We start from the raw sequence: 26434 nt of genomic DNA, 5'->3' as shown, positions 1-26434 counted from the left end.
GGGAGGCTCACGCTGCGTCATTCATTATCCACCCTCTGAAAATCCGATCACATCTGGTAAAGTTCCCTTGATCTGAAAGGCTCTGTGCGGATAGATGCGCGGGACGACGACGCATATCAGGGACGAGACATGTTCAATACCATGACCTTTACCAAGGCGGCGGGCGCGTTTCTGGGCGCGTTGCTGTTCTTCCTGCTCACGGCCTGGGCCTCGAGCGCGCTCTACACCGTTGGCGAGAGCCACGACGCTTCGGGCGGCAGCGAGCACGAAATGAAGGACATGATGTCCGCAGCCCCCGGTGATCTGCTGGCGACTGAGGACGCAGGCGATGGCGCGGCTCAGGAAGAGGAAGTCGCACAGATCGAGCTTGGCACCGGCGACGCGGCCAAGGGCGAGAAGATCTTCGGCAAGTGCAAGGCCTGCCACTCGATGGAAGGCAAGAACGGCGTTGGCCCGCATCTCGATGGTGTGGTCGGTCGCGCAGTCGCCTCGGTCGGGGACTTCTCCTATTCGGACGCCCTCAAGAGCCACGGTGGCGAATGGACGCTCGAAGCGCTCAACTCGTGGCTGGAGAACCCGAAAGACTACATCCCGGGCAACAAGATGTCCTTTGCCGGTCTGAAGAAACCCGAAGACCGCAACGACGTGATCGCCTATCTGCAAGAGAATTCGAACTGAGGCAAACCTCTCTCGAATCTTCTCAAGGCCGCCTCTTTGGGCGGCCTTTTGCATTTCCCGTCCTGCTTTACAGATTCGTAACTTGCTCCCTGCGCACTTAGGCTTTTAGCTAGGCAGACGCGAAAACGCTTTGGAGCAGGGAGCAGGTGTGCATGGCAAAAGCGCGAGTGGCGAGTAAAGCGATCGATACGGATTGGACGCAGGTGGCGCCGCGCGCGCTGAGCGGGCTGGTTGCAGCGGGTCTGATCTGGGCGGGACTGGCCTTCGGCGCACATGCACAAGACAGCACGCAAAGCGGCGACACGATCACATCCTACGGGATCGCGACGCTCGGACATCTGAAATATCCCGCCGATTACACCCATCTCGATTACGTCAATCCGGACGCGCCGAAGGGCGGAGAAATCTCGGAATGGGCGCCGGGCGGGTTCGACAACTACAATCCCTATTCGATTCAGGGCCGGGCCGCCGCGCTGTCCTCGGTTCCGCTGGAATCGCTGATGGAGGGCACCGCCGACACGGTGGGGGAGCTGTATTGCCTGCTCTGCAAGAGCCTCGAATATCCCCCGAGCAAGGATTGGGTCGTCTTCACGCTGCGCGACGGGATCAAATTCTCCGACGGCACGCCGCTGACCGCGCAGGATGTGGTCTTCTCCTATGAACAGTTGCGCGACAAAGGGCTGAGCTCCTTCCGCGCGGTGATCGCCCAGCAGGTCAAATCGGCCGAGGCGATCGACGACACGCACATCCGTTTCGAGTTCCAGCCCGATTACCCGCGCCGCGATATCATCCAATCGGTGGCGTCGCTGCCGATCTTCTCCAAGGCGCAGTTCGAGAAGGAAGACATCGACCTGTCGCAAACCTCACCGGCGCCCTTCATCGGCTCGGGCCCCTACGTGTTCGACAGCGTCAAAAGCAATCGCGCGATCACGTGGAAGCGCAACCCCGACTATTGGGGCAAGGACCTGCCGATCAACAAGGGGCGCTCGAATTTCGACAAGATCCGCGTCGAGTATTTCGGCGATTACCAGTCGGCCTTTGAGGGTTTCAAATCCGGCACCTATACGTTCCGCAACGAGGCCAGTTCGATCATCTGGGCCACCGCTTACGACTTCCCGGCGATGCAGTCGGGCGAGGTCGTGAAGGCGGAGCTGCCCAACGGCAATATCGCCTCGGGGCAGGGCTTTGCGATCAATCTGCGCGAGCCGAAATTCGACGACATCCGCGTGCGCGAGGCGCTGGGGCTCGTCTTCAATTTCGAGTGGTCGAACGAAACGCTGTTCTACGGGCTCTATGACCGGGTCGAGAGCTTCTGGGAAAACTCCAAGCTGCAGGCGCAGGGTAAGCCCTCGGACGCGGAGAAGAAAATCCTCGAACCGCTCGCCAAGGACCTGCCCGACGGAGTCCTGACCGACGATGCGGTGATCCAGCCGGTCTCGGGCAAGCGCCAGCTGGACCGCAAGAATATGCGCAAGGCGGCGAAGCTGCTGGAAGATGCGGGCTGGACCGTCGGCGATGACGGGATGCGCCGCAACGACAAGGGCGAGAAACTGACCGTCGCGATCCTCAATGACAGCCAGACCTTCGACCGTGTCATCAACCCTTATGTGCAGAACCTGCGCGCGCTCGGCATCGACGCCAGAATGGACCGCGTCGACGACAGCGAATATGAGAACCGCCGTCGCAGCCACGACTTCGACATGATCACCACCCATCTGGGGCAGGACGAAATCCCCGGCTCGAACCTGCAGCAGTATTTCGGCTCGGGCTCGACCGATGATGTGTTCAACGCGATGGGGCTGAAGAATCCGGCCATCGACAAGATGATCCGCATGGTCGAAGAGGCGAATACGGAAGAGGAGCTGCTGCCGCGCGTCCATGCGCTGGACCGCAGCCTGCGCGCCCTGCGCTTCTGGGTGCCGCAATGGTTCAAGCCCACCTATACGGTCGCTTACTACGATATGTACGATCACCCGAAAAACTTGCCGCCCTACGCTCTGGGAGAGCTGGATTTCTGGTGGTATGACGCCGACAAGGCCAAGAAACTGAAAGCGAGCGGCGCACTCTGAGCGACCGCCGATAAACGAGCAGAGGGCCGGACATGGGCGCCTATATCCTGCGGCGATTGCTGATGGTGATCCCCACTTTGTTGGGAATCATGATCATCAACTTCACGCTGACGCAATTCGTCCCCGGCGGGCCGATCGAGCAAGTGATCGCCCGCGTGCAGGGCGAGGCGGATTCGATGCGCAATATCTCGGGCGGCGGGGATGCGGGTACGCAGAACCAGGGCGGCGTCGAGGATAGCGGCTATCAGGGCGCGCGCGGCATCTCTCCGGAGCTGCTCAATCAGCTCGAGGTGCAGATGGGCTTCGCGCGGATCGTCTGCGATGATGGCTTCACCGGCACGCCCGATCTGGCGGACCCGGCCTGCCACAAGGAGAAGATCCCCGCCTGGCAGCGCTTCGCGATCATGATGAAGGGCTATCTGACCTTCGATTTCGGCAACAGCTTCTTCCGCAACGAGAGCGTCGTGAACCTCGTGATCGACAAGATGCCGGTCTCGATCACGCTGGGCCTGTGGTCGACGATCCTCGCCTATATCATCTCGATCCCGCTGGGCATCCGCAAAGCGGTGCGCGACGGCACGCCCTTCGACACCTGGACCTCCGGCGCGATCATCGTGGGCTACGCGATCCCGGGCTTCCTGTTCGCGGTGATGCTTATGGTGCTGTTCGCAGGCGGTAGCTATTTCAAGATATTCCCGCTACGCGGCCTGACATCGGATAATTTCGACCAGCTGACGATGGTCGGCAAGGCGCTCGATTACCTGTGGCACATCGCGCTGCCGGTGACGGCGACGACCATCGCGAGCTTCGCCACGATGACGCTGCTGACGAAGAACTCCTTCCTCGACGAGATCAACAAGCAATACGTGATGACCGCCCGCGCCAAGGGCCTGTCCGAGAAGAAGGTCCTGTATGGCCACGTCTTCCGCAATGCGATGCTGATCGTGATCGCGGGCTTCCCGGCGCAGTTCCTCGGCATCTTCTTCGGCGCGTCGATCATCGTGGAGACGATCTTCTCGCTCGACGGTCTGGGCCTGCTGGGCTTCCAGGCGGCGGTGGAGCGCGACTACCCGGTGATCTTCGGCACGCTCTACATGTTTGGGCTGATCTCGCTCGTCGTGAACATCATCTCCGACATGATGTATGTCTTCGTTGACCCGCGGATCGATTTCGAGAAGAGGTCCGGCTGATGGCATTGTCTCCTCTCAACCAACGCCGCTGGCGCAACTTCAAGGCCAATCGCCGCGCCTTCTGGTCCGCGATCATCTTCGCCGTGCTCTTCGTCCTCGCGATGTTCGCGGAGTTCATCGCGAACGACAAACCCATCGTGGTCAGCTACCGCGGCGAGCTGTATTTCCCGATCTATAACTTCTACCCCGAGACCGCCTTCGGCGGCGATTTCCGCACCGAGGCGATCTATCGCGACCCGACCGTGCAATGCCTAATCGAGACCGGCGGCACCGAGGGCTGCTTCGACGCGGACGACCCGAAAGCCTTCGCGAACGAGGCGCTGCAGGCGGGCGAGGTCGATGGCGAGAAGATTGAGAAGGGCTGGCTCCTGTGGCCGCCGATCCCCTACAGCTTCAACACGATCAACGATGTGGGCACCGCGCCCTCGGCCCCCGATGCCGATCACTGGCTGGGCACGGATGACACCGCGCGCGACGTGCTGGCGCGGGTGATCTACGGCTTCCGCACCTCGGTTCTGTTCGCGCTGATCGTGACCGGGATCGGCTCGATCATCGGGATCGCGGCGGGTGCCGTGCAGGGCTATTTCGGCGGCAAGGTGGACCTGTTCTTCCAGCGTATTCTGGAGATCTGGTCCTCCACGCCCGCGCTCTACGTCATCATCATCCTCTTCGCGATCCTGGGCCGAAGTTTCTGGCTGCTTGTCATGGTCTCGATCCTCTTCGGTTGGCCCGCGCTGGTCGGCGTCGTCCGGGCCGAGTTCCTGCGCGCGCGCAACTTCGAATATGTCCGCGCCGCCCGTGCGCTTGGCGTGTCGGACCGGGTGATCATGTTCCGCCACATCCTGCCCAATGCGATGGTGGCGACGCTGACCATGCTGCCCTTCGTGATCACCGGTGCGATCGGCGCGCTCGCCTCGCTCGACTATCTGGGCTACGGGTTGCCGTCCTCCGCGCCGTCGCTTGGGGAGCTCGCACTGCAGGGCAAGCAGCACCTGCAAGCGCCGTGGCTGGCCTTCTCGGCCTTCTTCACCTTCGCCATCATGCTCTCGCTTCTGGTCTTCGTCTTCGAGGGGATCCGTGACGCGTTCGATCCCAGAAAGGTGTTCCGATGAAACCGGTTCTCGAGGTCGAAAACCTGAAGGTCTCCTTCAGCTCCGAGGGCAAATTCACTCCGGCCGTGAAAGGCGTGAGCTTCACCGTGAACGCGGGCGAAACCGTCGCGCTCGTGGGCGAGTCCGGCTCGGGCAAATCCGTGACCGCGCTCTCGACCGTGGCGCTGGTCGGCGGCAACTCCAAAGTCGAGGGCTCGATCCGCTACGAGGGCCGCGAGATGGTCGGCGCGACCGAGCGCGAGCTGATGCAGGTGCGCGGCAACGATATCAGCTTCATCTTCCAGGAGCCGATGACTTCGCTGAACCCGCTGCACACGCTGGAAAAGCAGATCGGCGAAAGCCTCGCGCTGCACCAGGGCGTCACCGGCGAAGAGGCCAAGAAACTTATCATCGACCTGCTCGACAAAGTCGGCATCCAGAACCCGGCGGACCGGTTGCAGGACTACCCGCACCAGCTCTCGGGCGGGCAACGCCAGCGCGTGATGATCGCGATGGCGCTCGCCAATGGGCCGGACCTGCTGATCGCGGACGAACCCACGACCGCGCTCGACGTGACGATTCAGGCGCAGATCCTCGAACTGCTGGCCGATCTGAAGCGCGACATGGGGATGAGCCTTCTGTTCATCAGCCACGACCTCGGCGTGGTGCGGCGCATCGCGGACCGGGTCTGCGTCATGCAGCATGGCGAGATCGTGGAGCAGGGGAAGACCGAAGACATCTTCGCCAACCCCAAGCACCCCTATACGAAGAAGCTGCTGGAGGCCGAACCCACCGGCCGCGCCGAACCGGTGCCCGAGAATGCGCCCGAACTGGTGCGCACCGAGCATCTGAAAATCTGGTTCCCGATCCAGCGCGGTCTGCTGCGCAAGACCATCGGCCATGTGAAGGCGGTGAACGACGCCTCGCTGTCGGTGAGGGCAGGGGAGACGCTGGGCATCGTCGGCGAATCCGGCTCGGGCAAGACCACGCTCGCGCTCGCGATCATGCGGCTCATCGCCTCCGAAGGGCCGATCATCTACGAGAACCAGGACATCTCCAACTGGCAGGCGAACAAACTGCGCGCGCTGCGCCGCGACATGCAGATCGTGTTCCAGGACCCGTTCGGCTCGCTCTCGCCGCGCATGACGGTCGAACAGATCATCGGTGAGGGGCTGACCGTCCACGGCGTCGATCCGGGCCGCAACCGCCGCGAGATGGTCGCCGAGATCATGGAGGAAACCGGGCTCGATCCCGCGATGATGGAGCGCTACCCGCATGAATTCTCGGGTGGCCAGCGCCAGCGGATCGCCATCGCCCGCGCGATGATCCTGCGCCCCAAGGTGGTGGTGCTGGACGAGCCGACCTCCGCGCTCGACATGACGGTGCAGGTGCAGATCGTGGACCTGCTGCGCGACCTGCAGAAACGCCACGGCCTCGCCTATCTGTTCATCAGCCACGACCTGCGGGTGGTGCGCGCGCTCAGCCACAAGATCATGGTCATGAAGCGCGGCGACGTGGTCGAGGCGGGCAACGCGGCGGAGGTCTTCGCCAATCCGCAGACAGCCTATACCCGCCAGTTGATGGTGGCCGCCTTGGGGGAGAGTTCGCTGACCCCCGAGATTGCATGAAGATCCTCTTCGTTCACCAGAACTTCCCGGGCCAGTTCGTACATCTGGCACCGGCTCTGGCCGCGCGCGGGCATGACGTTCTGGCCCTGACGGTCGAGACGAACCAGCGCCCCTCGCCGGTGAAGGTGGTGAAATACCGCAAGCCCGATCCGGTCGAGATGTCCTCGCGGCTCACACGCCTCTACGCCGAAAGCGCGGCGCGCGGGGCCAAAGTGGCGCTCGCTGCGCGGCAGTTGCGCGACAGGCACGGCTATGTGCCGGATGTGATTTTCGGCCATTCCGGCTGGGGCGAGACGCTGTTCCTGCGCGAGGTCTGGCCCGAAGCGAAGCTCTTGGTCTATGCGGAACTCATGTATCGCACGACTGGGATGGACACGGATTTCGACGCGGAGTTCCAGCGCCCCGGCCTCGAGACCCGGATCTCCACCACCGCGCGCTCGGCCCATCTGATCCAGTCGATGGTGCAGGCCGATGCGGGGCTTGCCCCGACCGAGTTTCAGGCCGAGACCTTCCCGCCGGAGCTGCGTGCCAAGCTCACGGTCTGCCATGATGGCGTCGATTGCGCCCGCCTCGCGCCGAACCCCCAGGCGCGCTTCACCGTGCCAGAGACCGCGCTCACCTTCCGCCCCGGCGACGAGGTTCTGACCTTCGTGAACCGCTCGCTCGAACCCTATCGCGGCTATCACTCCTTCATGCGCGCGCTGCCCGATGTGCTCGCCGCGCGGCCCGAGGCGCATGTGCTGATCGTGGGCGAGGAGGGCCAAAGCTATGGCGCCCCGCCGAAGGACGCCAAAAGCTGGAAGCAGAAATTCCTCGACGAGGTGCGCGATCGGCTGGACATGAGCCGCGTGCATTTTCTGGGCCGCATCCCTTACGGCGATTACGTTGACATGCTCCATGTCAGCCGCACCCATGCCTATCTGACCTATCCCTTCGTGCTCAGCTGGTCGCTGATGGAATCGATGGCCGCGGGTTGCGCCATCGTGGCCTCGGATACCGCGCCGGTGCGCGAGGTGATCACCGACGGGCAGACCGGGCGGCTGATCGATTTCTTCGACATTCCCGGCTGGTCGCGCGCGCTGAGCGAAGGGCTGGCGACGCCGCAAACATTCGCCCCGATGCGCGAGGCGGCCCGAGCCCATATGTGCGAGCGTTACGACCTGCGCACCCATTGCCTGCCGCGCCTGATCGCCTTCGTCGAGGGCGCGATCGCCACGCCCTGATACGCGCCCGTCCGCGAGACGGACTCGACTCCACATCCCGCGAAGCTTAAAAAGAACAAAACGCGAACAAATGACTCGAACCCTAGGCTCAGCGACATGCTCGACGGGCGCACACGGCGTATTCTCACTCTCTGGTTTCCCCGGCTGGCGAGCGACCGGGTTCTTCGCGCGCGGCCCGTTGAGGGGCCCTTCGCGCTGGTCCTGCGCGAGGGCAATACCGACCGGCTGCACTGCCTGAACGCCGCCGCCGAGGGGCAGGGGCTCGCGCGCGGCATGGCGCTGTCGGAGGCCCGCGCCTTCTGCCCCGCGCTGCAGACCGCGCCTGCCGATCCCGCCCGCGAGGCGCAATTCCTCGAAACCCTGCGCCGCTGGGCCACGCGCTACTGCCCTTGGGTGGGGCTGGAGGACGAGGGGCTGGTGCTCGACATCACCGGCTCGGATCACCTCTGGGGTGGGGAGGAGCCGATGATGGCCGAGATGGCCGCCCGGCTGGAGCGCGCCCGGATCACCGCGCGGCTGGGCCTCGCCGACACGCGCGGCGCGGCTTGGGCGCTGGCGCATTTCGCCCCCGGCCGGGCTGCGCCGGGCGCGCGGCTCTCGGCACTGGGCAAGCTGCCGGTGGCCGCGCTGCGCCTGCCGCATGACACGATCACGGGGCTGCAGCGGCTGGGCCTGCGTGAGATCGGCGATCTGACCCGCACACCGCGCGCGCCGCTCGTGCGCCGCTTCGGGGCGGGGCTGATGGCGCGGCTCGATCAGGCCTTGGGCGATCTGCCCGAACAGGTCTCGCCCGTGGCCGATACACCCCATTACGGCACCCGCCTGACCCTGCCCGAGCCGATCGGACAGCAGTCCGACGTGATGGCCGGGATCGAGCGGCTGCTCGACCGGCTCTGCGTCAAACTCAAGGAAAACGAGACCGGCGCGCGGGTGCTCTGCCTCACCCTGCGCCGCGTCGATCAGGCCAGTCAGGAGGTCGAGCTGCGCCTCGCCACCCCGCTCCGCGATGCCACCCGGATCGCGGCGCTGTTCGCGCGCGGCATCGAGGATATCGATGCAGGCTTCGGGATCGACCAGATGCGCCTCGCCGCCACGCAGGTCGAGACACTGCCCGCCCGCCAGATCGGGGCAATCGCCACCGAGCGGCGCGACAAGCTAGGCGATCTGATCACCCGGATCGGGCTGCGCATCGGGCTGGAAAACGTCCAACGCTACCTGCCCGCCGACAGCCATATTCCCGAGCGCAGCTTCCTGATCGCGCCCGCCGCCTTCACCGACCCCGAGGGCAACTGGCACCAGCCGCACCCCCGCCCGCTGCGGCTGTTCCCGCCCGAGCCGCTCATCTCCGACGCCCCCGATCCGCCGCGCCGCTTCCGCTGGCGCCGCCAATCGCTCAGCGCGGAACGCATCGAGGGGCCGGAACGGCTGACCCCGGAATGGTGGTTCGACGATCCGAACTGGCGGCGCGGGATGCGCGACTATTGGCGCGTCGAGACCGGGCAGGGGCTGCGGCTCTGGATGTTCCACACGCCGCAGGATCCCGGCTGGTATATCGAGGGGGTCTTCGCATGACCGCCCCCTTCGCCTTGGCCGAAATATCCCGGGGGGCGCCCGACGGGCGCGGGGGCAGCGCCCCCTCCACGGTCGTGACCACCGCCAATACCCCCGCCATTCCGCTGGCCTATGCCGAGCTTTGCACCACCTCCAATTTCACCTTCCTCACCGGCGCGTCCCACCCCGAGGAACTGATGGTGCGCGCCGCCGAGCTGGGCCTCGAGGCCATCGCGATCACTGACCGCAACTCGCTCGCGGGCGTGGTCCGGGCCTTCTCCGCGCTCAAGGAACTCAAGCGCGAGATCGGCGAGGCGCTGCGTATCCGCTCGGAAGTCCAGCGCGACGAAAGCTCTCGCCAGCCCATCGGCTCGCCGCAGGATCTGGCCCGGCCAACCACCGCGAAACTGCCGAAGCTGATCGTCGGCGCGCGGCTGGTGCTGACCGATTGCCCGGTCGAATGGGTGGCGCTGCCCACCGACCGCGCGGCCTATCACCGGCTGAGCCAGCTTCTGACCCGCGGCAAGCGCCGGGCGGGGAAGGGGGAGTGTCACCTGACCCGCGCGGACCTGCTGGAGGGCTGCGCGGGGATGATCCTGATCGCCCTGCCGCCCGCCGATCTGGCCCGCGCCTACCGCCCGCTGCAGGAGATGCGGCGGCGCTTTCCGGGGCAGGTCTTCCTTGGCGCGCCGCCGCGCTATGACGGCTCGGATCAGCGCTGGTTCGACGCCTGTGCGGCGCTCGCGCTGAGGGCCTCGACGCCGATGGTGGCGACCGGCGACGTGCTGATGCATCGCGGGTCTCGCCGACAACTGGCCGATGTGCTGACCTGCCTGCGCGAGGGTTGCACCATCGATGCGCTTGGCACCCGCGCGCTGCCCAATGCGGAACGCCGCCTGAAAGGGGCCGAGGACATGGCGCGGCTCTACCGTCGCCACCCCGCAGCCCTGCGCCGAAGCTGCGAGATCGCGGCGCGCTGCGGCTTCGATCTCGACGAACTCAGCTACGAATATCCCGATGAGGTCGCGCAGAACGAACCCGCGCAGGACCGGCTCGACCGGCTCGCCCGCGAGGGGCTGGCCCGGCGCTCTCCGGGGGGGATTTCGGAACGTCACGCGGGGTTGCTGGAGAAGGAACTGCGCCTCGTCTCCGAGCTGGGCTTCGCTGCCTATTTCCTCACCGTCCATGACATCGTGAGCTTCGCCCGCAGCCGCGGCATCCTGTGTCAGGGGCGCGGCTCGGCGGCCAATTCGATCATCTGCTGGGCGCTTGGCATCACCGATGTCAGCCCCGACCAGATCGGCATGGTCTTCGAGCGTTTCATCTCGAAATATCGCGGCGAGCCGCCCGATATCGACGTCGATTTCGAGCATGAGCGCCGCGAGGAAGTCATCCAGTGGATCTACGAACGCTACGGCCGCGACCGCGCTGGCCTCTGCGCGACCGTGATCCATTTCCGCACCCGCGCCGCGATCCGCGAGGTGGGCAAGGTGATGGGGCTGAGCGCCGATGTCACGGCGAGCCTCGCGGGCCAGATCTGGGGCATTTCCGGCAAGGGGCCGGACCATGCGCGGATGGGCGAACTGGGCCTCGACCCCACCGATCGGCGGCTGTCGCAGACGCTGAAACTGATCGGCGAGATCATCGGATTTCCGCGCCATCTCAGCCAGCATGTCGGCGGCTTCGTCATCACGAAAGGCCGCCTCGACGCGCTCTGTCCGATCGAGAATGCCGCGATGGAGGGGCGCACCTGCATCGAATGGGACAAGGACGATATCGACACGCTGTGCATCCTGAAGGTCGATGTTCTCAGCCTCGGGATGCTCACCTGTATCCGCAAGAGCTTTGACCTTCTGGCGGGTCACGAGAAGCTGGATATGTCGCTCGCCACCGTCCCGCAGGAAGACGCGACGACCTATGACATGCTGTGTCGCGCCGATGCAGTGGGGGTGTTTCAGGTCGAGAGCCGGGCGCAGATGAACTTCCTGCCGCGGATGCGTCCGCGCATCTTCTATGACCTCGTGATCGAGGTCGCGATCGTCCGCCCCGGCCCCATTCAGGGCGGCATGGTCCACCCCTATATCAACCGCCGTCAGGGCCGCGAAAAGGTCGATTTTCCTTCCAAGGAACTGGAAGGCGTGTTGGGCAAAACCCTCGGCGTGCCGCTGTTTCAGGAGCAAGCGATGCAGATCGCGGTGGTCGCGGCAGGCTTCACGCCGGAGGAGGCTGACCGCCTGCGCCGCTCGCTCGCGACCTTCCGCAAGATGGGCACGATCGGCACCTTCCGCGACCGCTTTGTCGAAGGCATGCTGGCGCGCGGCTACACGCCCGATTTCGCCGATCGCTGCTTTTCCCAGATCGAGGGCTTCGGCGAATACGGCTTCCCCGAAAGCCACGCGGCAGCCTTCGCGCATCTCACCTATGTCTCGTCCTGGCTCAAGTGCCACCACCCCGCGATCTTCGCCTGCGCGCTGCTGAATTCGCAGCCGATGGGCTTTTATGCGCCCGCCCAGATCGTGCGCGACGTGCGGGAACACGGGGTCGAAGTGCGGCCCGTTTGTGTGAACCATTCGGGCTGGGACAGCTCGCTGGAACGCCGCGCGGACGGGGCCCTGGCGCTGCGTCTGGGCTTTCGCCAGATCAAGGGATTTCGCGAGGAGGATGCGGGCTGGATCGTCGCTGCACGGGGCAATGGCTACCCCGATCCCGAGAGCCTGTGGCTGCGCGCGGGCACGCCGCCGCATGTGCTCGAACGGCTCGCCGAGGCCGATGGATTTGCCGGAATTGGCCTCACGCGGCGCGATGCGCTCTGGGCCGTGAAGGCGATCCGCGCCCCCGCGCCACTGCCGCTTTTCGCCGATCCGATGGATGGGGAAGGGGGGCGCGAACCGGCGGTGGAACTGCCCGCGATGCATCTGGGAGAGGAGGTCGTGGAGGATTACGTGGCGCTCAGATTGAGTCTCCGCGCCCATCCGATGGAGCTGCTGCGCCCCTCGATTTCCGGCCTCACACCGCATTGCGAACTGATCGGCACGCGGCAAAATCGGGTCACGGTTTGCGGCCTCGTGATCACCCGACAGCGCCCCGGAACGGCCTCCGGGGTGATCTTCATCACCCTCGAAGACGAGACCGGCGTGAGCAATGTCGTGGTCTGGCCGAAGCTCTATGAGCGGTTCCGCCGGGCGGTGATGGGCGGGCGTCTTCTGCGGGTCTCGGGGCGGCTCGAACGGGAGGGGGTGGTGGTCCATCTGATCGCCGAAAAGATCGAGGATCTGTCCCCGCGACTGGCCGATCTGGGCCACCCGCTCGACGACGTTCTGGGCCTCACCACACCCCAGGCGGACGACGCTCCGAGGCTCCGTCCGCAGACCACCGCGCGCCATCCGCGCGAGCAGGCGAAACGGCTTTTTCCGAGCCGAGATTTCCATTGAAACCGGGCCTCTACCGCCCGTCGCGCGACACTTTGCCCGGTGCGGCGATTCGCCTCGCCTTGGACGCAATTGTTTTCGTAACGTCAAGAACGCCCTGTGGATAAGTTTCATTTTTGACGCTAAGTAAGGATATTAAGTCACTGAAATATATATGTTTCATATGATTTCGGCGCCCTGTGGATACTATTTTCGTTGCAATATTGCTGCGTGAGTTCAGCCTAAAGGAGAACAAAATTTCGTCAGATGGCGGAACCGCGTTCATATCGCAACTTGGGGAGGGAGCTTGCCGATATCGGTGAGCTTCAGGCGCGTCTTGTCTTTATTTGGCTTGACCAGTGTGACGAAATTCCTGCGTCGGACCCGCTCCGACGTGCAGGATGCTGTCGGTCTGGCCAATGACACCGCCCTCCACGAAGCCGATAACACCCTTCACCGCGAGGAAAATTACCGCATCGAGGCCCTGGAGCCGCGGCTTTTGCTCTCGGCGGACCCGATTTCGGGAGAACTGGCCCGGATGGCAGCCAATGCGCAGCCATTGGACCTTCTCGAAGACCTCATCGTGCTTGTTCAGACGGCTTTCGACCAGAATGTGCGGGGCGAGACGGGGGCTGATGAAGGGGCTTCGGACACCGGTTCGAACAGTGTGGACTGGCCGGAAGACTGGGGAAATCCTGCCGCTGCAACGCAAGCCGTCGCTCCGCAGGACGTGCAGGAAGAGGGGCAGCCAACGCCCTTCGAAGCGTTCCTTGCCCAGTTCGATATTCAAGAAAATCAGGGCATCGAAGGGCTGCGCGAGCTGCTCGGTGCGATGCTGTCGCAGCTACGTGGAAGCTTTGGCGCGGGACAAGACCCCGCAAGCAGCTCCGTGGCCGATCTGACCGGAAATGAGCCTACTGGCCCCCCGGCCGCAACCACTAATGCACTGACGAATAACGAAAATACGCAAAACTCCAACAATGGGGCGGTTCTCGCTGCGCTCCAGGACCTGTTCCAAAAAATCAGTGAAACCCTTGGTCTTGGCGAATTCTTCAACGCTGGTCCGTGGGGCCCGCAAGCCGATTACCTCCATTTCGCCGGTACCGCCCCGACGGGCTCGAGCGCCGCGGATCTGACCGAGGAGCAGCTTGCCCCGGTCTTCGAGGAAGCGCTCGCTCAGTGGGCGGCCCGGACCGATGACGCGGCGATCCTGTCGCAGCTCACCATCTCGATCACCGATCTCGAGGACGGCGCGCTTGCCCGGATCACCGGCACGCATATCGAAGTCGATGCCGACGCGGCAGGGGCCGGTTGGTTCACCGGTCTCGATACGAGCGAGCCGATCGATGGCGTCGATCTGCTGACGGTCCTCACCCACGAGATCGGCCATGCGCTCGGTTACGACCACGATGCCGATCTGGCCGTGATGGGGGAGAGCCTCGGCACGGGTGAACGGATCGCGCTTCCCGAACTTCAACTCGCAACCTCGGACCCGGTCGATGGCGCGCTCCAACTGTCCGACGCGTTCACCGCGCCGGTCATCACGCCCGGTGCCGGGTTCGCCGAGAACCTCCGCGCACTGTTCGCCGGTCTGGCCTCGGCACTCGGCATCCAGATCCCGTTTGCGGAGGAGAGCGGACAATCGCTTCGTCTCGATCCCGCGGCGGCTGGCACAGGCACCGCCGATCTCACCGAGGCGCAGGTTGCTCCGATCTTCGACGAAGCCCTCGCTCAATGGGCCAGCCGCACCGACGCGGCGATCCTGTCGCAACTCACCTTCACCATCACCGATCTCGAGGACGGCGCACTCGCCCGGATTACCGGCACGCTGATCGAGATCGACGCCGACGCCGCCGGGGCCGGTTGGTTCATCGACGCGACGCCGGGCGACAGCACCGAGTTCGATCTGCTCGCAGGCGATCGTCTGGTGGCGACCGACGGTGCGGCCTCCGAGGGCGTCGACCTCTACACCGTCCTGCTCCACGAGATCGGCCACGCGCTCGGCCTCGACCATGACGCCGACGCTTCGGTGATGAACGCGACGCTTGGTACCGGCGAGCGCATCGGTCTTCCCGACGCGGCCCCGAGCCTCGGCGCTCCGGTGGCCGGCGCGATCTCGGAAGCGGGTGGCGCGCTCGACGGCACCGCCGACAGCAACCTGACCTACACCGTGAACCTCGACGGCACCGTCACCGTCAACGGCGTGACCTATGGCACGCCCGGCGCACCGATCACCTCGATCGCGGCGGGCGCTGGCTTCAACGACACGATCGAGGGTCCGGACGCCGCGACGGTCTGGACGATCACCGGCATCAACGAGGGGTCGCTCAGCTGGAACGGCCTCACCATCACCTTCACCGGGGTCGAGCGTCTCGAGGGTGGCACCGAGGCGGATGCCTTCGCGATCGACGGTCCGGGCTTCGTGACCGCGGGCTTCGCGGGCAATGCCGGTCTGATGGAAATCTCGGTCGGCGATTTCGTGAGCCTCGCGACCAGCGACGGCGTCGGCTCGCCGATTGGCTACACCACCGACACCGGCCTCGACGGTGTGCTCTACGAAGTGGGCACCGGCACGACCACCGCCGTCACCGCCGGGTTCGACGTCACCACCATCTCGCTCACCGGCGGCTCGTTCTTCGCGGGTAGCGGCGCGAACGGCTACTTCACCCTCGGCCAGCCCAATAGCTCGGTCGGCTTCGCGGTCGACAATCTCAGCTTCTCGGTCAAGATGATCCGCGAGACCGCAACGGGCCGTCAGTGGGTAATCGCCGATGGCACGGTCGGTGCGCTGGGTCTGGTGAACGTCGACGGCGTGACTGCCACGCTCTCGAACGGCGCGCTGGAGCTGGTGACCTCGCAACTGACCGACCCGAACGATGCGCTGAGCGCCAAGCTCGTCGTCTCCGAGATCGACAGCGCGGCGACGGGCGCGACCGCGCCGCTCGCGAAAGTATCGGGCGACGTGACGCTGGCCATCGGCGGCGAGGTTCTGATCGCGGGCGGGTTCAGCTTCACCAAAACCATCGTCAGCGGCTTGACCGGCGCGACCGACACGATCGGCGATCTGATGGTCTTCGGCTTCGACGCGGTCAAATTCTTCGCGGGCACCGGCGCGGTCTTCGATACGAGCGGCCCGGTCACCGTCGACACCACTAACGCCTTCGGCTTCTCGGTCACCGGCTTCACCGGCACCTTCGCGGTGCTGAGCTCGGGCGGCACAACCTATACCGGCATCGACTTCTCCTTCGCCAACGCGACCCCGGTCGGCATCACCGGGCTGACCGCCGAGGTCAGCAATGTTTCCGTTCAGGTGAATACCGCATCTGGCGGTGCCACTCCGCTGAATTGGGACCAGGGCGCGCTGAGCGATGCCGGGCTGACGCTGAACGGTGCGCTCACCAAGGTCGAGGCCACCGCGACGCTGATCGTGAGTGACGCGGTCTATGTCAGCGGCACCTTCGAGCTGAAAAGCTCGGCCAAGACCAGCGTGACCTTCGACGGCGCGACGGTGGATGGCGATTACTTCACGCTCTTGATCACGGACGGGCGCCTCTTCGCGGGTGTCGGCGCCGAGGTCTCGGGCGGCAGCTACGATCTGACCAATGCGACCGGCTTCGAAATCCCGACCCTCGATCTGACGCTCGCCATGTTCACCGTGACCTCGGCAGGGGCCAACCTCGGCCAGAAGGTCACCGCGCTGGAACTCTCGACCGCCGCCACGCTGCATGGGATCACCGATGTGACCGCGACGGTCGATGCGCTCGACGTGACCTATGCGAGCATGGCGTTCGACTGGACCCAGGTCGGTGGGCCGAGCTTCAGCTTCGACAGCACTTTCACGGGCTTCACCATCGATGTGCGCGCGGTCTTCACGGTCAAGAGCACCGTTCTGCTCGCGGGCGACATCTCGATCACGGTGACCAAGCAGACCATCGCCGCGGCGGATAATCCGCTTGGCACCGATCTGACCGATGCGCAGGTGATGACCTTCGCGCTGGCCGATGGCTACATCTTCGTGGGCAGCGGCGGCGGCTTCACCACCGATGGGAATGGCAAGGTCAACGGGCTGGACCGCGATCTTGAGAACAAGCTGATCGGCACCGGCTTCGGCGCGGAAGGGGTGCTGTTCGAATTCGCCTCGGTGAAGAATGTCGATGGAACGACCGGCGCCGTGCTGAACGCCTGGAACGCGATCAAGCTCTATGTCGGCACCGTCGAGGTCGCGGGCATTCCGGGCTTCACGCTTGCCGTCAGCGATTTCGTGGTCGAGGTCAACGCCGCCGATGCGATGGTCGCGGTGAACCCGACCGTGATGACCTGGAAGGGGCTCGATCTGGGCACGACGCTCGCGCTGACCGATGCCACGAACGGCTTCGACAATACCGAGCGTTTCTTCGTCGGCGCGACTATCGACGAGCTGAACATCTCGGACACCGTGCTGCTGACCGGCAGCTTCTCGGTCGAGAAGACCGCGGGCACCTCGGTCGGCGGCATCACCGGCGATCTGCTCTACATCACGCTCACCGATCTGAGCCTCTTCGCGGGGGCGGGCGGCACGATCGGCGCAAGCGGGATCGATACGACGAACGCCATCGGCTTCTCGGCGGCGGGGGGCAATTTCTACATCGGCATCCTGACCACCACCGACCCGATCCCGGTCAGCTATACCGGCGTGTCGGCGAGCCTCGCGAGCCTCGGTCTGGTGAATGTCGAAGGCGTGACGCTGAACCTTGCGAGCCTCAAAGTGCTCTACAACTCGGTCAGCGATACCACCCTCTCCAATCTCGATTGGTCGAGCCTGACTGGCCTCGAAGAGGTGACCGACACGGTGAGCCTCGCGGTGTCGGGCAAACTGACGCTGGCGGTGGGCGATTTCGTCTATCTGCGCGCGGGCTTCGGGCTGAGGGCGATCGACGTGACGGCGCAGGCGGGCAGCGCCGAGACGCTCGATCTCGTCGATATCACCGCGGGCACGCTGACTTTCGTGACGCTCAGCGATGTCGAGTTCTTCGCGGGCACCGGTGCGTCGACCGCCACGGATGAGGCGACCGGCACGACCACGCTGAACCTCTTGGGCGATGCCGCGGGTCTTTATGCGAATGGCGGTAATCTCGCGCTCGGCCTGCTGACCGACACGACGACCGGTGTGAAATATTCCGGGGTGATCGGCTCGCTGAGCGCGCTGGAGGCCAAGGGCATCGACGCGGTCCAGATCAAGCTGTCGGGCATGTCGCTGGCCTCGAACTCGACAACCGCGCCGACCGGCCCGCACCTCGACTGGTCGACTGTGAACGATACCGACGTGACCACGGCGCTTGGCGATCTGGGCCCGGGTGATCAGCTGGCGGTGTCCGGCACGCTATCCGTCGAGATTTCCGAGACGGTCTTCGCGCTGGCGACCTTCAACTTCTCGGCCTCGACCGAGTCGATCGACGACACCATCCAGGCGGCGATCACCGATGCGCAGGTCACGCGGCTGACCCTGACCAATGTGAACTTCTTCGCCGGTGTCGGCGGTGCCTTCGATGATGCCAATGCTCCCACCGCGATTGCCGATCAGGGCACGGGCTTCCTCGCGTCGGGCGGCACGCTCGAACTGATCGTCGTGAAAGAGAAACTCGGCACCGCCACACCTCACAGCTGGAGCGCGCTGTCGCTTTCGGTCGATTATGTCGGGATGCGCGGCCTGCCCAACGAGTTCGCGCTCGGGGTCACCGGTCTTTACTTCCGCATGAACACGGCCTCGATGGGCGCGACCAAGCTGAACTGGTCGGCCATTGTCGATCCGGCCGAGAACCCCGGGATCGCTCAGATCAACGCCGATACCGGCATCGCCTTCGGCGGCACGCTCGATCTGGCGCTCGGCGGGTTCGTGCTGGTCTATGGCACGGTCGAAGGCTCGATCTCGACCGCCGATATCAATGACGGCGTGATCGCCCTGACCGCCGCCGACATCACCAGCTTCAAGATCACCGGTGCGCAGATCTTCGTTGGTGCTGGCGGCGCGTTCGACCGCGACGCGACCACGAACGAGGTGACCGGGCTTCTCGATCAGGGCACCGGCATCTATGCTTCGATGGGTCTGGACGACGCGCTCGAATTCGCGCAGGTGACCCGCCTCGGCGTGCTGACCGATAATGCGGCGACGAATGACAGCGATCCGGCCACGCAATGGGATAACGAGACCGTCACCATCGGTTGGACCGCGCTGCGCGTCACCGTCGCGAGCCTCGGCCTGCGCGGCATCGACGCCTTCCAGATCACCCTCGCGGACCTCGCGGTAGACGGCAATTTCGCAGCCATCGACGGCACCTTCCTGAATTGGGCCTCGCTGGGCGGCGTCACCGGGCTCGACTTGCTGAGCCTCGCGGATGCCACCGACGGCCTGACCCGCGACGACGGCTTCTCCGTCTCGGGCACCGTGTCGGAACTGAACGTGGCGGGCGTGATCGTGGCCTCGGGCAAGTTCGGCATCAAGAGCTTCGCGAGCGACATCATCGTGCCCTCGGGCGTGACGACCGAGACCGTGCTGGGTGCGAATATCCTGATCTTCACCCTGTCGGATCTGAACCTCTTCGCGGGTGTCGGCGGCGCGCTTCTGGGCGACGGCACGATCGACCCCGATCAGGGCACCGGCTTCGTGGCCGAGAACGCCTCGCTGCAACTGGTGCTGGTGAAGGAAGATCCGCTGAGCGTGACGCTTCCGGCAGTGCCGCGCAGCTGGACCGCCGTTGCGCTCGACGTAGCCACGGTGCGCCTGCAGGGTCTGCCCAACACGGTCACCGTGCAGGGCCTCGACCTCTATTTCGGCTTCAACGGCGCGGATGCGGTGAATGGCGAGCGGATCGACTGGACCGCGACCGGCGTGACCGAGATCGGCAATCTCGCCTCTGGCGATCTGTTCGACGTCACCGAGATGGGCGCCAACTTCAACATCGCTTTCGGCGGCTATGTCGAGTTCACCGTCGACGGCTTCGTCACCGTCGCGGGCACGATGGCGGGCCAGATCCTGACCGAGACGATTAGCGACGGCAACGGCCTGACGGTCGAGGGCGCGTCGGTGATGACCTTCTCGCTGACCGGCGGTTATTTCTTCGCGGGGCAGGGCGGCGTGTTCACCCGCACCGATGGCAAGATCACGGATGTGAGCACCACCGACGGTACTGGCATCTATGCGAACAATGTGGGCATCGAGTTCGCCTCGGTCACCCAGACCGCCGACAACCCGCTGACGACAGGTGTGGTCGAGACCCGCACGGTCAAAAGTTGGTCGGCAATCCTCGTGACCTCGCAAAGCGTCGGCGTGACCGGCCTTACGGGCTTCACGCTGAAAATCTCGGATGTCGCGGTCGAAGCCAACTTCGGCTACACCGACCCGCTGAACGCGGCCAACAACTCGGTGATGAACTGGAAGGGCCTCGATCTGGGCCTGACGATCACCGACAGCACGGATGGCTATGACGCGACCGCGATCCTGTCGGTGACCGGCACCGTGTCGGAGCTGAACGTGGCGGGCGTCGTGATCGCCACCGGCACCTTCTCGATCAAGAGCCTGCTCGCCGATGTGGCGGTCGCCACCGCAATCGACGCCGATGGCACGCTGACCGGGGCGAAGGTTCTGATCTTCACCCTGAGCGATCTGAACTTCTTCGCCGGTGTGGACGGTGTGCTCAAGAATGACGGCACGATCGACCCCGATCAGGGCATGGGCTTCGTGGCGCAGGGTGGCTCGATCGAGCTGGTGATGGTGTCGGAAGACCCGGCCACCGTGACCTCGCCCGCCGTGGCTCGCAGCTGGATGGCGCTGTCGCTGCGCGTCGATCAGCTGGGTCTGCAGGGGCTGCCGCTGACCGCGACGGTGAAGGATCTCTACTTCGCGATGAACGGCGCGGATGCGGACGATAACAAGCTCGACTGGGGCGCGACCGGCGTCGATCAGATCAACGCGCTCGCCGATATCACCAATCTCGACGCGGGCTTCGGCATCGAATTCGGCGCCTATGTCGAACTGCAGATCGAAGGCGCGATCCTGTTGGCGGGCGGTCTGTCGGGTGTGATCCGCGATCTCACCGTCGACGATCCGCAGGGCGGCACGATCAGCGCCAAGGCCTTCTCCTTCTCGATCGACGGCGCCTATGTCTTCGTGGGCGCGGGCGGCGAGTTCACCTATGACGAATTCGACCGGGTCGACGCCGTCGCCAATGCGGGCACGGGCTTCGCGGCCGAAGGGCTCGCGTTCGACCTGATCTCGGTGACCGAGGTGGTCGATCTGGTCGCAAACCCGAGCGCCGTCGCGCGCAGCTGGACCGCGATGTCCGCCCATGCCGACACGATCTCGCCGCGCGGCCTGCCGCAGGGGCTGGATCTGACGGTGAACTCGCTCGACTTCACGTTGAACGGGCGCGACGCGATCAATAGCGATCAACTCGACTGGGCGCCGATCATTCAGGATCTGGGCGTCGATGCGGTCGCTCCCGAAGATGGCACGGATCTGGTGATCTCGGGCGGTCTGGATCTGGATATCTTCGGCTTCGTCACCGGCTCGGCCACCTTCGACATCGTGATGCGCAACCAGATCGAGGCCGAACTGGACAGCACCAATGCGGGCCTCGAAGACGCGAGCCTCATGCTGATCGGCCTGCATGTCGAGAACCTCTTCGTCGGCCAGCCCGGCGGTGTGGGCCTGTCGGTGGCTTCCGCCGATATCGCGCTTGCGCTGATCAAGGCGACCCCGCCTGCAAACAGCACGTTGCCCTTGACCACCACGCCCTCGGCGACGGCGGTGCTGGGCAATATCCAAGGCGGCACGCTCGCCGGTCTGCCCGAGGGGATGGAGCTGACGGTCAACGCCTTCTCGCTCGACTACTACGCGACGAAGCCCGCCGGGAACGACACCACGACCTTCTTCAACTGGAATTCGATCGATCTGGACGGCACGCCCGCGCAGGGCGATCCCGCGAACGACCCTGCGGGTCCGGTCTCCTTCACCTATGGCCCGAATGACGAGGTGGTCACTTTCGACGCCAGCGCAGACCGCACGCAGGTCGTGGGCTACCTGACGCTCAACGCCTTCGGCTTCGTCGATGTGGGCGCGAAGTTTACGCTCTCGCAGGATATCGTCGATGTGGACGTGAACCACGACGGCACTTTCGACATCGCGACCGACATGAACGATGCGGTGCTGACCCGGATCAGCCTGAGCATCGATCCCGCCGACGAGGCCGCGAATGGCGGCGACGCCCCGGCGGATTACGAGGCCAAGTTCTTCATCGGTATCCCGGACGGCCCCGGTATCACCATCGCGAGCGCCGATATTCTGCTCGCTTCGATCAAGGCGGCCAATCCGCTCACCGATACCCGCGCCTTCACCGCGCTCAAGGCCGATATCGCCTCGGCCTCGCTGACCGGGGTCGATCTGGTGGATATCACGCTCGACACGCTGTCGCTCGAGATGAACAAGGCCAATGATGCGACCGGCGTGATCGACGTGCTCGATTGGGGGCAGTCGATCAATCTTCTCTCGACCGAATGGAGCGACGGCCTGACCATGCTCAGCGGCCAGGACCTGCTCGCTGCGACGAATGGCAATGACGTCGACCCGGCCACCACTGATACGGTCCTCGACATGAACCAGTCGGGCTTCTCGCTCTTCGCGGGTGCCACGATCGTCATCGAAAACTTCGTCCATATCGAAGGCCAGATCACGCTGACCAAGACCGACAAGGTCGCAGCCCGTATGGTCGGCTCGACCACCTCCTTCGAGGCTTCGGTTCTGTCGATCGGTATCTCGGAAGCCGTGGTCTTCGCAGGGGTCGGCACGCCGACGATCACCAATGGCGAGGTCGATGCTACCTCCGACGCGACGGGCGTGGCGCTCTCGCTGCAGCGCATGGGCCTGCATATCGTCAAGGAAATGCCGCTCGATCCGGCGAACCCGACCGCGACCCCGCTCAAGAGCTGGATGGTCGTGAAGGCGACGGGCGGGGCCTCGCTGATCGGCGTCGACAATGTCACGGTCGATGGCTCGCTCACGCTGATCATGAACCGCGGCGGCAACGAGACGACGCCCTACAACACGCTCGACTTCACCTATGGCGGTGTGGGCGGCACCTGGGACATCACGGTCGGCGCCGAGACGATCACCTTCGACGAGCTGACCGTGGCGACGCTGGAAGTGTCGGGCTCGCTGACCATCGGCTTCGATGCCTATGTGTTCATCCAGGGCGAGTTCGCCTTCACCCAGTCGAGCGAGATTTATTCCGCCCTCGTCGCCGGCACGAGCACGAGCCGCGACCTCAAGGCGGTGACGGTCGGTGCGCAGCATGTGAACATCTTCGTCGGCACCGGCTACGACCTGACCAAGGCCTTCGGCGATCAGGGCGATGCGGTCGGTCTGAAGATCACGGACGCCTATCTCGCGCTCGCGATGTTCAAGACGGTCGACGCGAATGGCGTGGCGCTGGCTGCGACCGATCCGGCGGCGGCCTCCTATATGGCACTGAAAGCCGGTGGCACGGTCGAGCTGGTGGGCATCGACGGGGTCACCCTCTCGGGCTACGGGCTCGAGGTCGAGCTGAACCAGGGCAAGCTCCTGAGCACGCAAGCCAAGGAAGCGCTGAACCTTGCGAGCTTCGATGGTGGCGGCTTCGACGTGAAGGTGAGCGACACCGATATCGTGACGCTGGATGCCAATGGCGCGATCCTCGCGGCCTCCGGCTTCGTCGTGCTGGGCTTCGAGGATTACGTCTTCCTCGCCGGGCAGGTTGCCTTCCAGAAGGGCGCGACCCTGACCGTCGGCACCGCGCCGAACCAGAAGACCTTCGCCGCGACCGAAATCTCGGGCGATGGCATCAGCGCCTTCGTCGGCACCGGCGGGCCGTATTTCGAGGTTGATACCTCGGGCGACACCCCGGTCGTGCAGCCGATGGCCGATACCTCGGGTGCGCAGGGTCTGGTGCTGACGAACTTCTCCTTCCGTCTCGCCATGCTGAGCCAGGTCGATGCCAATGGCGTCGCGGTGGTGGGCGGTGAGAAATACACCGCGCTCTATGCGTCGATCGAAGAGGTTGCGCTTGCCGGTATTCCGGGCGTCGCGATCAGCGCGAGCGGCGTCGAGCTCAAGCTGAACCAAGGCAAGTCGGGCACCGCGGGAGCGGGCGCCCAGACGATCCTCACGGGCTTCGACTTTACGGAGGTGACGGGCCTCGACCCCGGTGCCACGACCTTTGCAGATATGACCCCGCTTCAGGCGTTCTACAGCCTTGGCTATGCGGGCACTTTCCTTTCGGTCTCGGCTTATGGAGATCCGGTGGGAACGGGGATCGAGCTTCTCGTGAACCTCTCGGGCGATACGCCCACCAGCGCAGACGATGCCGACTTTGCCTTCTCCGGCGATCTGTCCTTCGAAAAGACCACCAGCGCGACGGGCGTTGTCTATTCGAAAATCGCGCTGACCGACATCACCCTGACATTCGGCGATTATGAATTCACCGGCGACGCGCTGCTCTATCTGATGCCGCAGGGCATGGCGGGCAGCTTCTCGGTCACGCTTCCCGATATCGCGTTCGACGATGGCACCAACGCCTACCAGATCGGCAATGGCACGACGGCGACGCTCGAGATCAACACCTCCATTCAGGCGGTCTATGTCGAGTTCGCGAATGGCGATATCCTCGATCTGCCGCGCGGCCAGTTCCTGCGGGTCGAAGTCGAGAACGCCGCCTTCTATGTCGACTTCAACGCGACCGATACCGACAATGACGGCACGCTCGATGTGGGCGCCTCGCCGGAGATCAGCCTGACCGGCACGTTGATGTTCTCGCAGCTGACGACCGGGATTGCGCCGAACCAGACCAAGCGCATGACCATCGCCTTCACCGGGGTCACGGGCGGCTATACGGACTCGAACGGAGACGGCTTCACCATCGAAGACGCGAAGGGCGTGATCCTGATCTATTCGGGCTCGGCCACGCTGTCGCAGAACGGCATCGCCGCGCAGATCGAGGCGAGCGCGCAAGGTTCGGCTGCAGGCTTCGAGGTCTCGGCGAGCGCGATCATCCGCATCAACACCACTTCGCGCACCGATATCTACGAAGAGGTCGATGTGGGCGACGCGACCTACATTCTCGACTTCCAGGGGCAGGCCAATGTGAACCAGATCGCGCTGGCCGAGGTGAAGCTGAGCTACGAGCCCTACTTCACCATCGAAGGCAGCCTGAGCGACATTCTCCCGGCGGAACTGCCGGCGGGTGCCACAAGCGGCAAGATGGGCCGCAATATCTCGATCTTCCTCGGCGATGCGGGCGATCCCAACGATCCGAGCGACGATATCGGCCTGCTGATCTCGAACACCACGATCGCGATCTTCGAATTCGGAACCTCCGCCAACCGCAAATTCGCGGTCTATGCGAAGGGCGAGGTTCAGGCGCTGGGCATTCCGGGGCTCAATATCTCGGGCACGGTCGAAGTGTGGCTCAACACCTCGGGCACCGCTTTCTCGACCACCGTGACCGGCTTCCCGCTGCTCGAAGGCGGCACCTCGGCGACCCCGGTCGCGATCACCTTCGCCGCCCCGCAGATGGAGCGCGTGAAAGGCTCGGTCGAGATCAGCTTCGGCGTGGCCGAGACCGGCGATCTGCTGGTGATCAGCTCCAACGACGTTCTGTTCAACAAGACGCCCGATGGCCGGATCTCGGTCGACGCGCCCGAGACCTCGATCACGGTGACGCCGCCGGGCGCCGACAGCTTCGGTATCGAAGGCGCGGCCCAGTTCAGCTTCGGCGGCGCGACCGGCTTCCAGCTGACCGATATGCGGGTGACGGGCTACACGCTCTTTGGCGAGACCGTCTCGGTGACGCCGACGACGAACCTGCGCCCGCTGACCGCCGATATCGCCTCGCCGCTCAATGGCCAGATCATCAATCTCGACGGCTTCACCTATATCGACGTCACCTTCTACAACACCAACCGTCTGGATGCGGATGCCTACCCGGCCTATCCGCTGGGCATCGACCCGGACTCGATCACGGATATCGACCCGGAATTCACGATCACCGCGCGCTATGGCGACACGACGGCGGCGATCACGGTCGACGGGGCAGGGGTGCTGGTCGAAGGCACGGCGCGCCCGACCTATCGCTACCAGATCACCACGCCTGTGAGCCTGTCCGCGAACACCACCTATGAGGTGCAGTTCCTCGCCAATTCCTGGCGCGATGCCGCCGGGGCCCAGAGCGCCGCCGAATACGAACGCTTCACGATCCGCAAGTCGCCGGTTCAGAATGCGCCCGCGGCGAACCCGGCGACCGATCCGCAGGATCTGACCACGATCACCGCCGCGCCCTCGATCGAGCTGGCCTCGCCCTTCAATGGCGCGGTGATCGACAAGTCGATGCTGAACTCGAAGGGCTATATCGACGTCACCTTCGTGCTGCCCAATGGCGAGATCCTCGACGCAAGTTCGATCAATGGTGACGAGATCCGCTTCGTGCGCACGGGCGGCGCGTCGAACGTCAATCTGCTGACGAACACCAACGGCACCTACACGGTCGAGAAGATCGGCAAGACGACCTATCGCTATTACGTCTTCGCCGAGCCG

9 protein-coding genes (1 of these 9 running past the window's edge) are annotated in these 26434 nt (G+C 64.6%); all 9 read left to right on the top strand.

Annotated elements, in window-relative coordinates:
* The first annotated feature begins 129 nt into the window (after positions 1 to 129).
* Positions 130 to 678 (top strand): c-type cytochrome, encoded by a 549-nt coding sequence (locus BMI91_RS02845; RefSeq protein WP_078519577.1) that lies wholly within the window; start codon positions 130 to 132, stop codon positions 676 to 678.
* 152 nt (positions 679 to 830) lie between these two features.
* Positions 831 to 2747 (top strand): extracellular solute-binding protein, encoded by a 1917-nt coding sequence (locus BMI91_RS02840; protein WP_078603891.1) that lies wholly within the window; start codon positions 831 to 833, stop codon positions 2745 to 2747.
* 32 nt (positions 2748 to 2779) lie between these two features.
* Entirely contained in the window at positions 2780 to 3937 is a 1158-nt protein-coding gene (locus BMI91_RS02835) for a microcin C ABC transporter permease YejB (RefSeq protein WP_078603890.1), read from the top strand.
* On the top strand, positions 3937 to 5049 hold the full coding sequence (locus BMI91_RS02830; protein ID WP_078569392.1) for an ABC transporter permease: 1113 nt from the start codon (positions 3937 to 3939) through the stop codon (positions 5047 to 5049). Before BMI91_RS02835 ends, BMI91_RS02830 begins: the two co-directional genes overlap by 1 nt.
* A complete protein-coding gene (locus tag BMI91_RS02825; protein WP_078603889.1) occupies positions 5046 to 6656 on the top strand; it encodes an ABC transporter ATP-binding protein in 1611 nt (536 codons plus the stop codon). Before BMI91_RS02830 ends, BMI91_RS02825 begins: the two co-directional genes overlap by 4 nt.
* Entirely contained in the window at positions 6653 to 7879 is a 1227-nt protein-coding gene (locus BMI91_RS02820) for a glycosyltransferase (protein ID WP_078603888.1), read from the top strand. The genes BMI91_RS02825 and BMI91_RS02820 overlap by 4 nt, the downstream gene beginning before the upstream one ends.
* A 96-nt stretch (positions 7880 to 7975) precedes the next feature.
* The gene (locus BMI91_RS02815; protein ID WP_078603887.1) at positions 7976 to 9451 is read left to right on the top strand and encodes a Y-family DNA polymerase; all 1476 of its coding nucleotides are present in this window, start codon (positions 7976 to 7978) and stop codon (positions 9449 to 9451) included.
* Positions 9448 to 12861 (top strand): error-prone DNA polymerase, encoded by a 3414-nt coding sequence (locus tag BMI91_RS02810; RefSeq protein ID WP_078603886.1) that lies wholly within the window; start codon positions 9448 to 9450, stop codon positions 12859 to 12861. Before BMI91_RS02815 ends, BMI91_RS02810 begins: the two co-directional genes overlap by 4 nt.
* 337 nt (positions 12862 to 13198) lie before the next feature.
* Positions 13199 to 26434: the 5' end (the start) of a matrixin family metalloprotease gene (locus tag BMI91_RS02805; RefSeq protein WP_244176578.1), read on the top strand. It continues 26064 nt past the right edge of the window; 13236 of the gene's 39300 nt are visible here — the first part of the coding sequence; it begins with the start codon at positions 13199 to 13201; its stop codon lies off the right edge, out of view.

The organism is Thioclava sediminum, from assembly GCF_002020355.1.
Classification (GTDB): domain Bacteria; phylum Pseudomonadota; class Alphaproteobacteria; order Rhodobacterales; family Rhodobacteraceae; genus Thioclava; species Thioclava sediminum.
This window is presented reverse-complemented; position numbering and strand designations above follow the sequence as displayed.

Coding starts and splice junctions, on each gene's coding strand:
- BMI91_RS02810 (WP_078603886.1), top strand. CDS start 9,448: ATGACCGCCCCCTTCGCCTTGGCCGAAATATCCCGGGGGGCGCCCGAC.
- BMI91_RS02825 (WP_078603889.1), top strand. CDS start 5,046: ATGAAACCGGTTCTCGAGGTCGAAAACCTGAAGGTCTCCTTCAGCTCC.
- BMI91_RS02820 (WP_078603888.1), top strand. CDS start 6,653: ATGAAGATCCTCTTCGTTCACCAGAACTTCCCGGGCCAGTTCGTACAT.
- BMI91_RS02835 (WP_078603890.1), top strand. CDS start 2,780: ATGGGCGCCTATATCCTGCGGCGATTGCTGATGGTGATCCCCACTTTG.
- BMI91_RS02830 (WP_078569392.1), top strand. CDS start 3,937: ATGGCATTGTCTCCTCTCAACCAACGCCGCTGGCGCAACTTCAAGGCC.
- BMI91_RS02815 (WP_078603887.1), top strand. CDS start 7,976: ATGCTCGACGGGCGCACACGGCGTATTCTCACTCTCTGGTTTCCCCGG.
- BMI91_RS02845 (WP_078519577.1), top strand. CDS start 130: ATGTTCAATACCATGACCTTTACCAAGGCGGCGGGCGCGTTTCTGGGC.
- BMI91_RS02840 (WP_078603891.1), top strand. CDS start 831: ATGGCAAAAGCGCGAGTGGCGAGTAAAGCGATCGATACGGATTGGACG.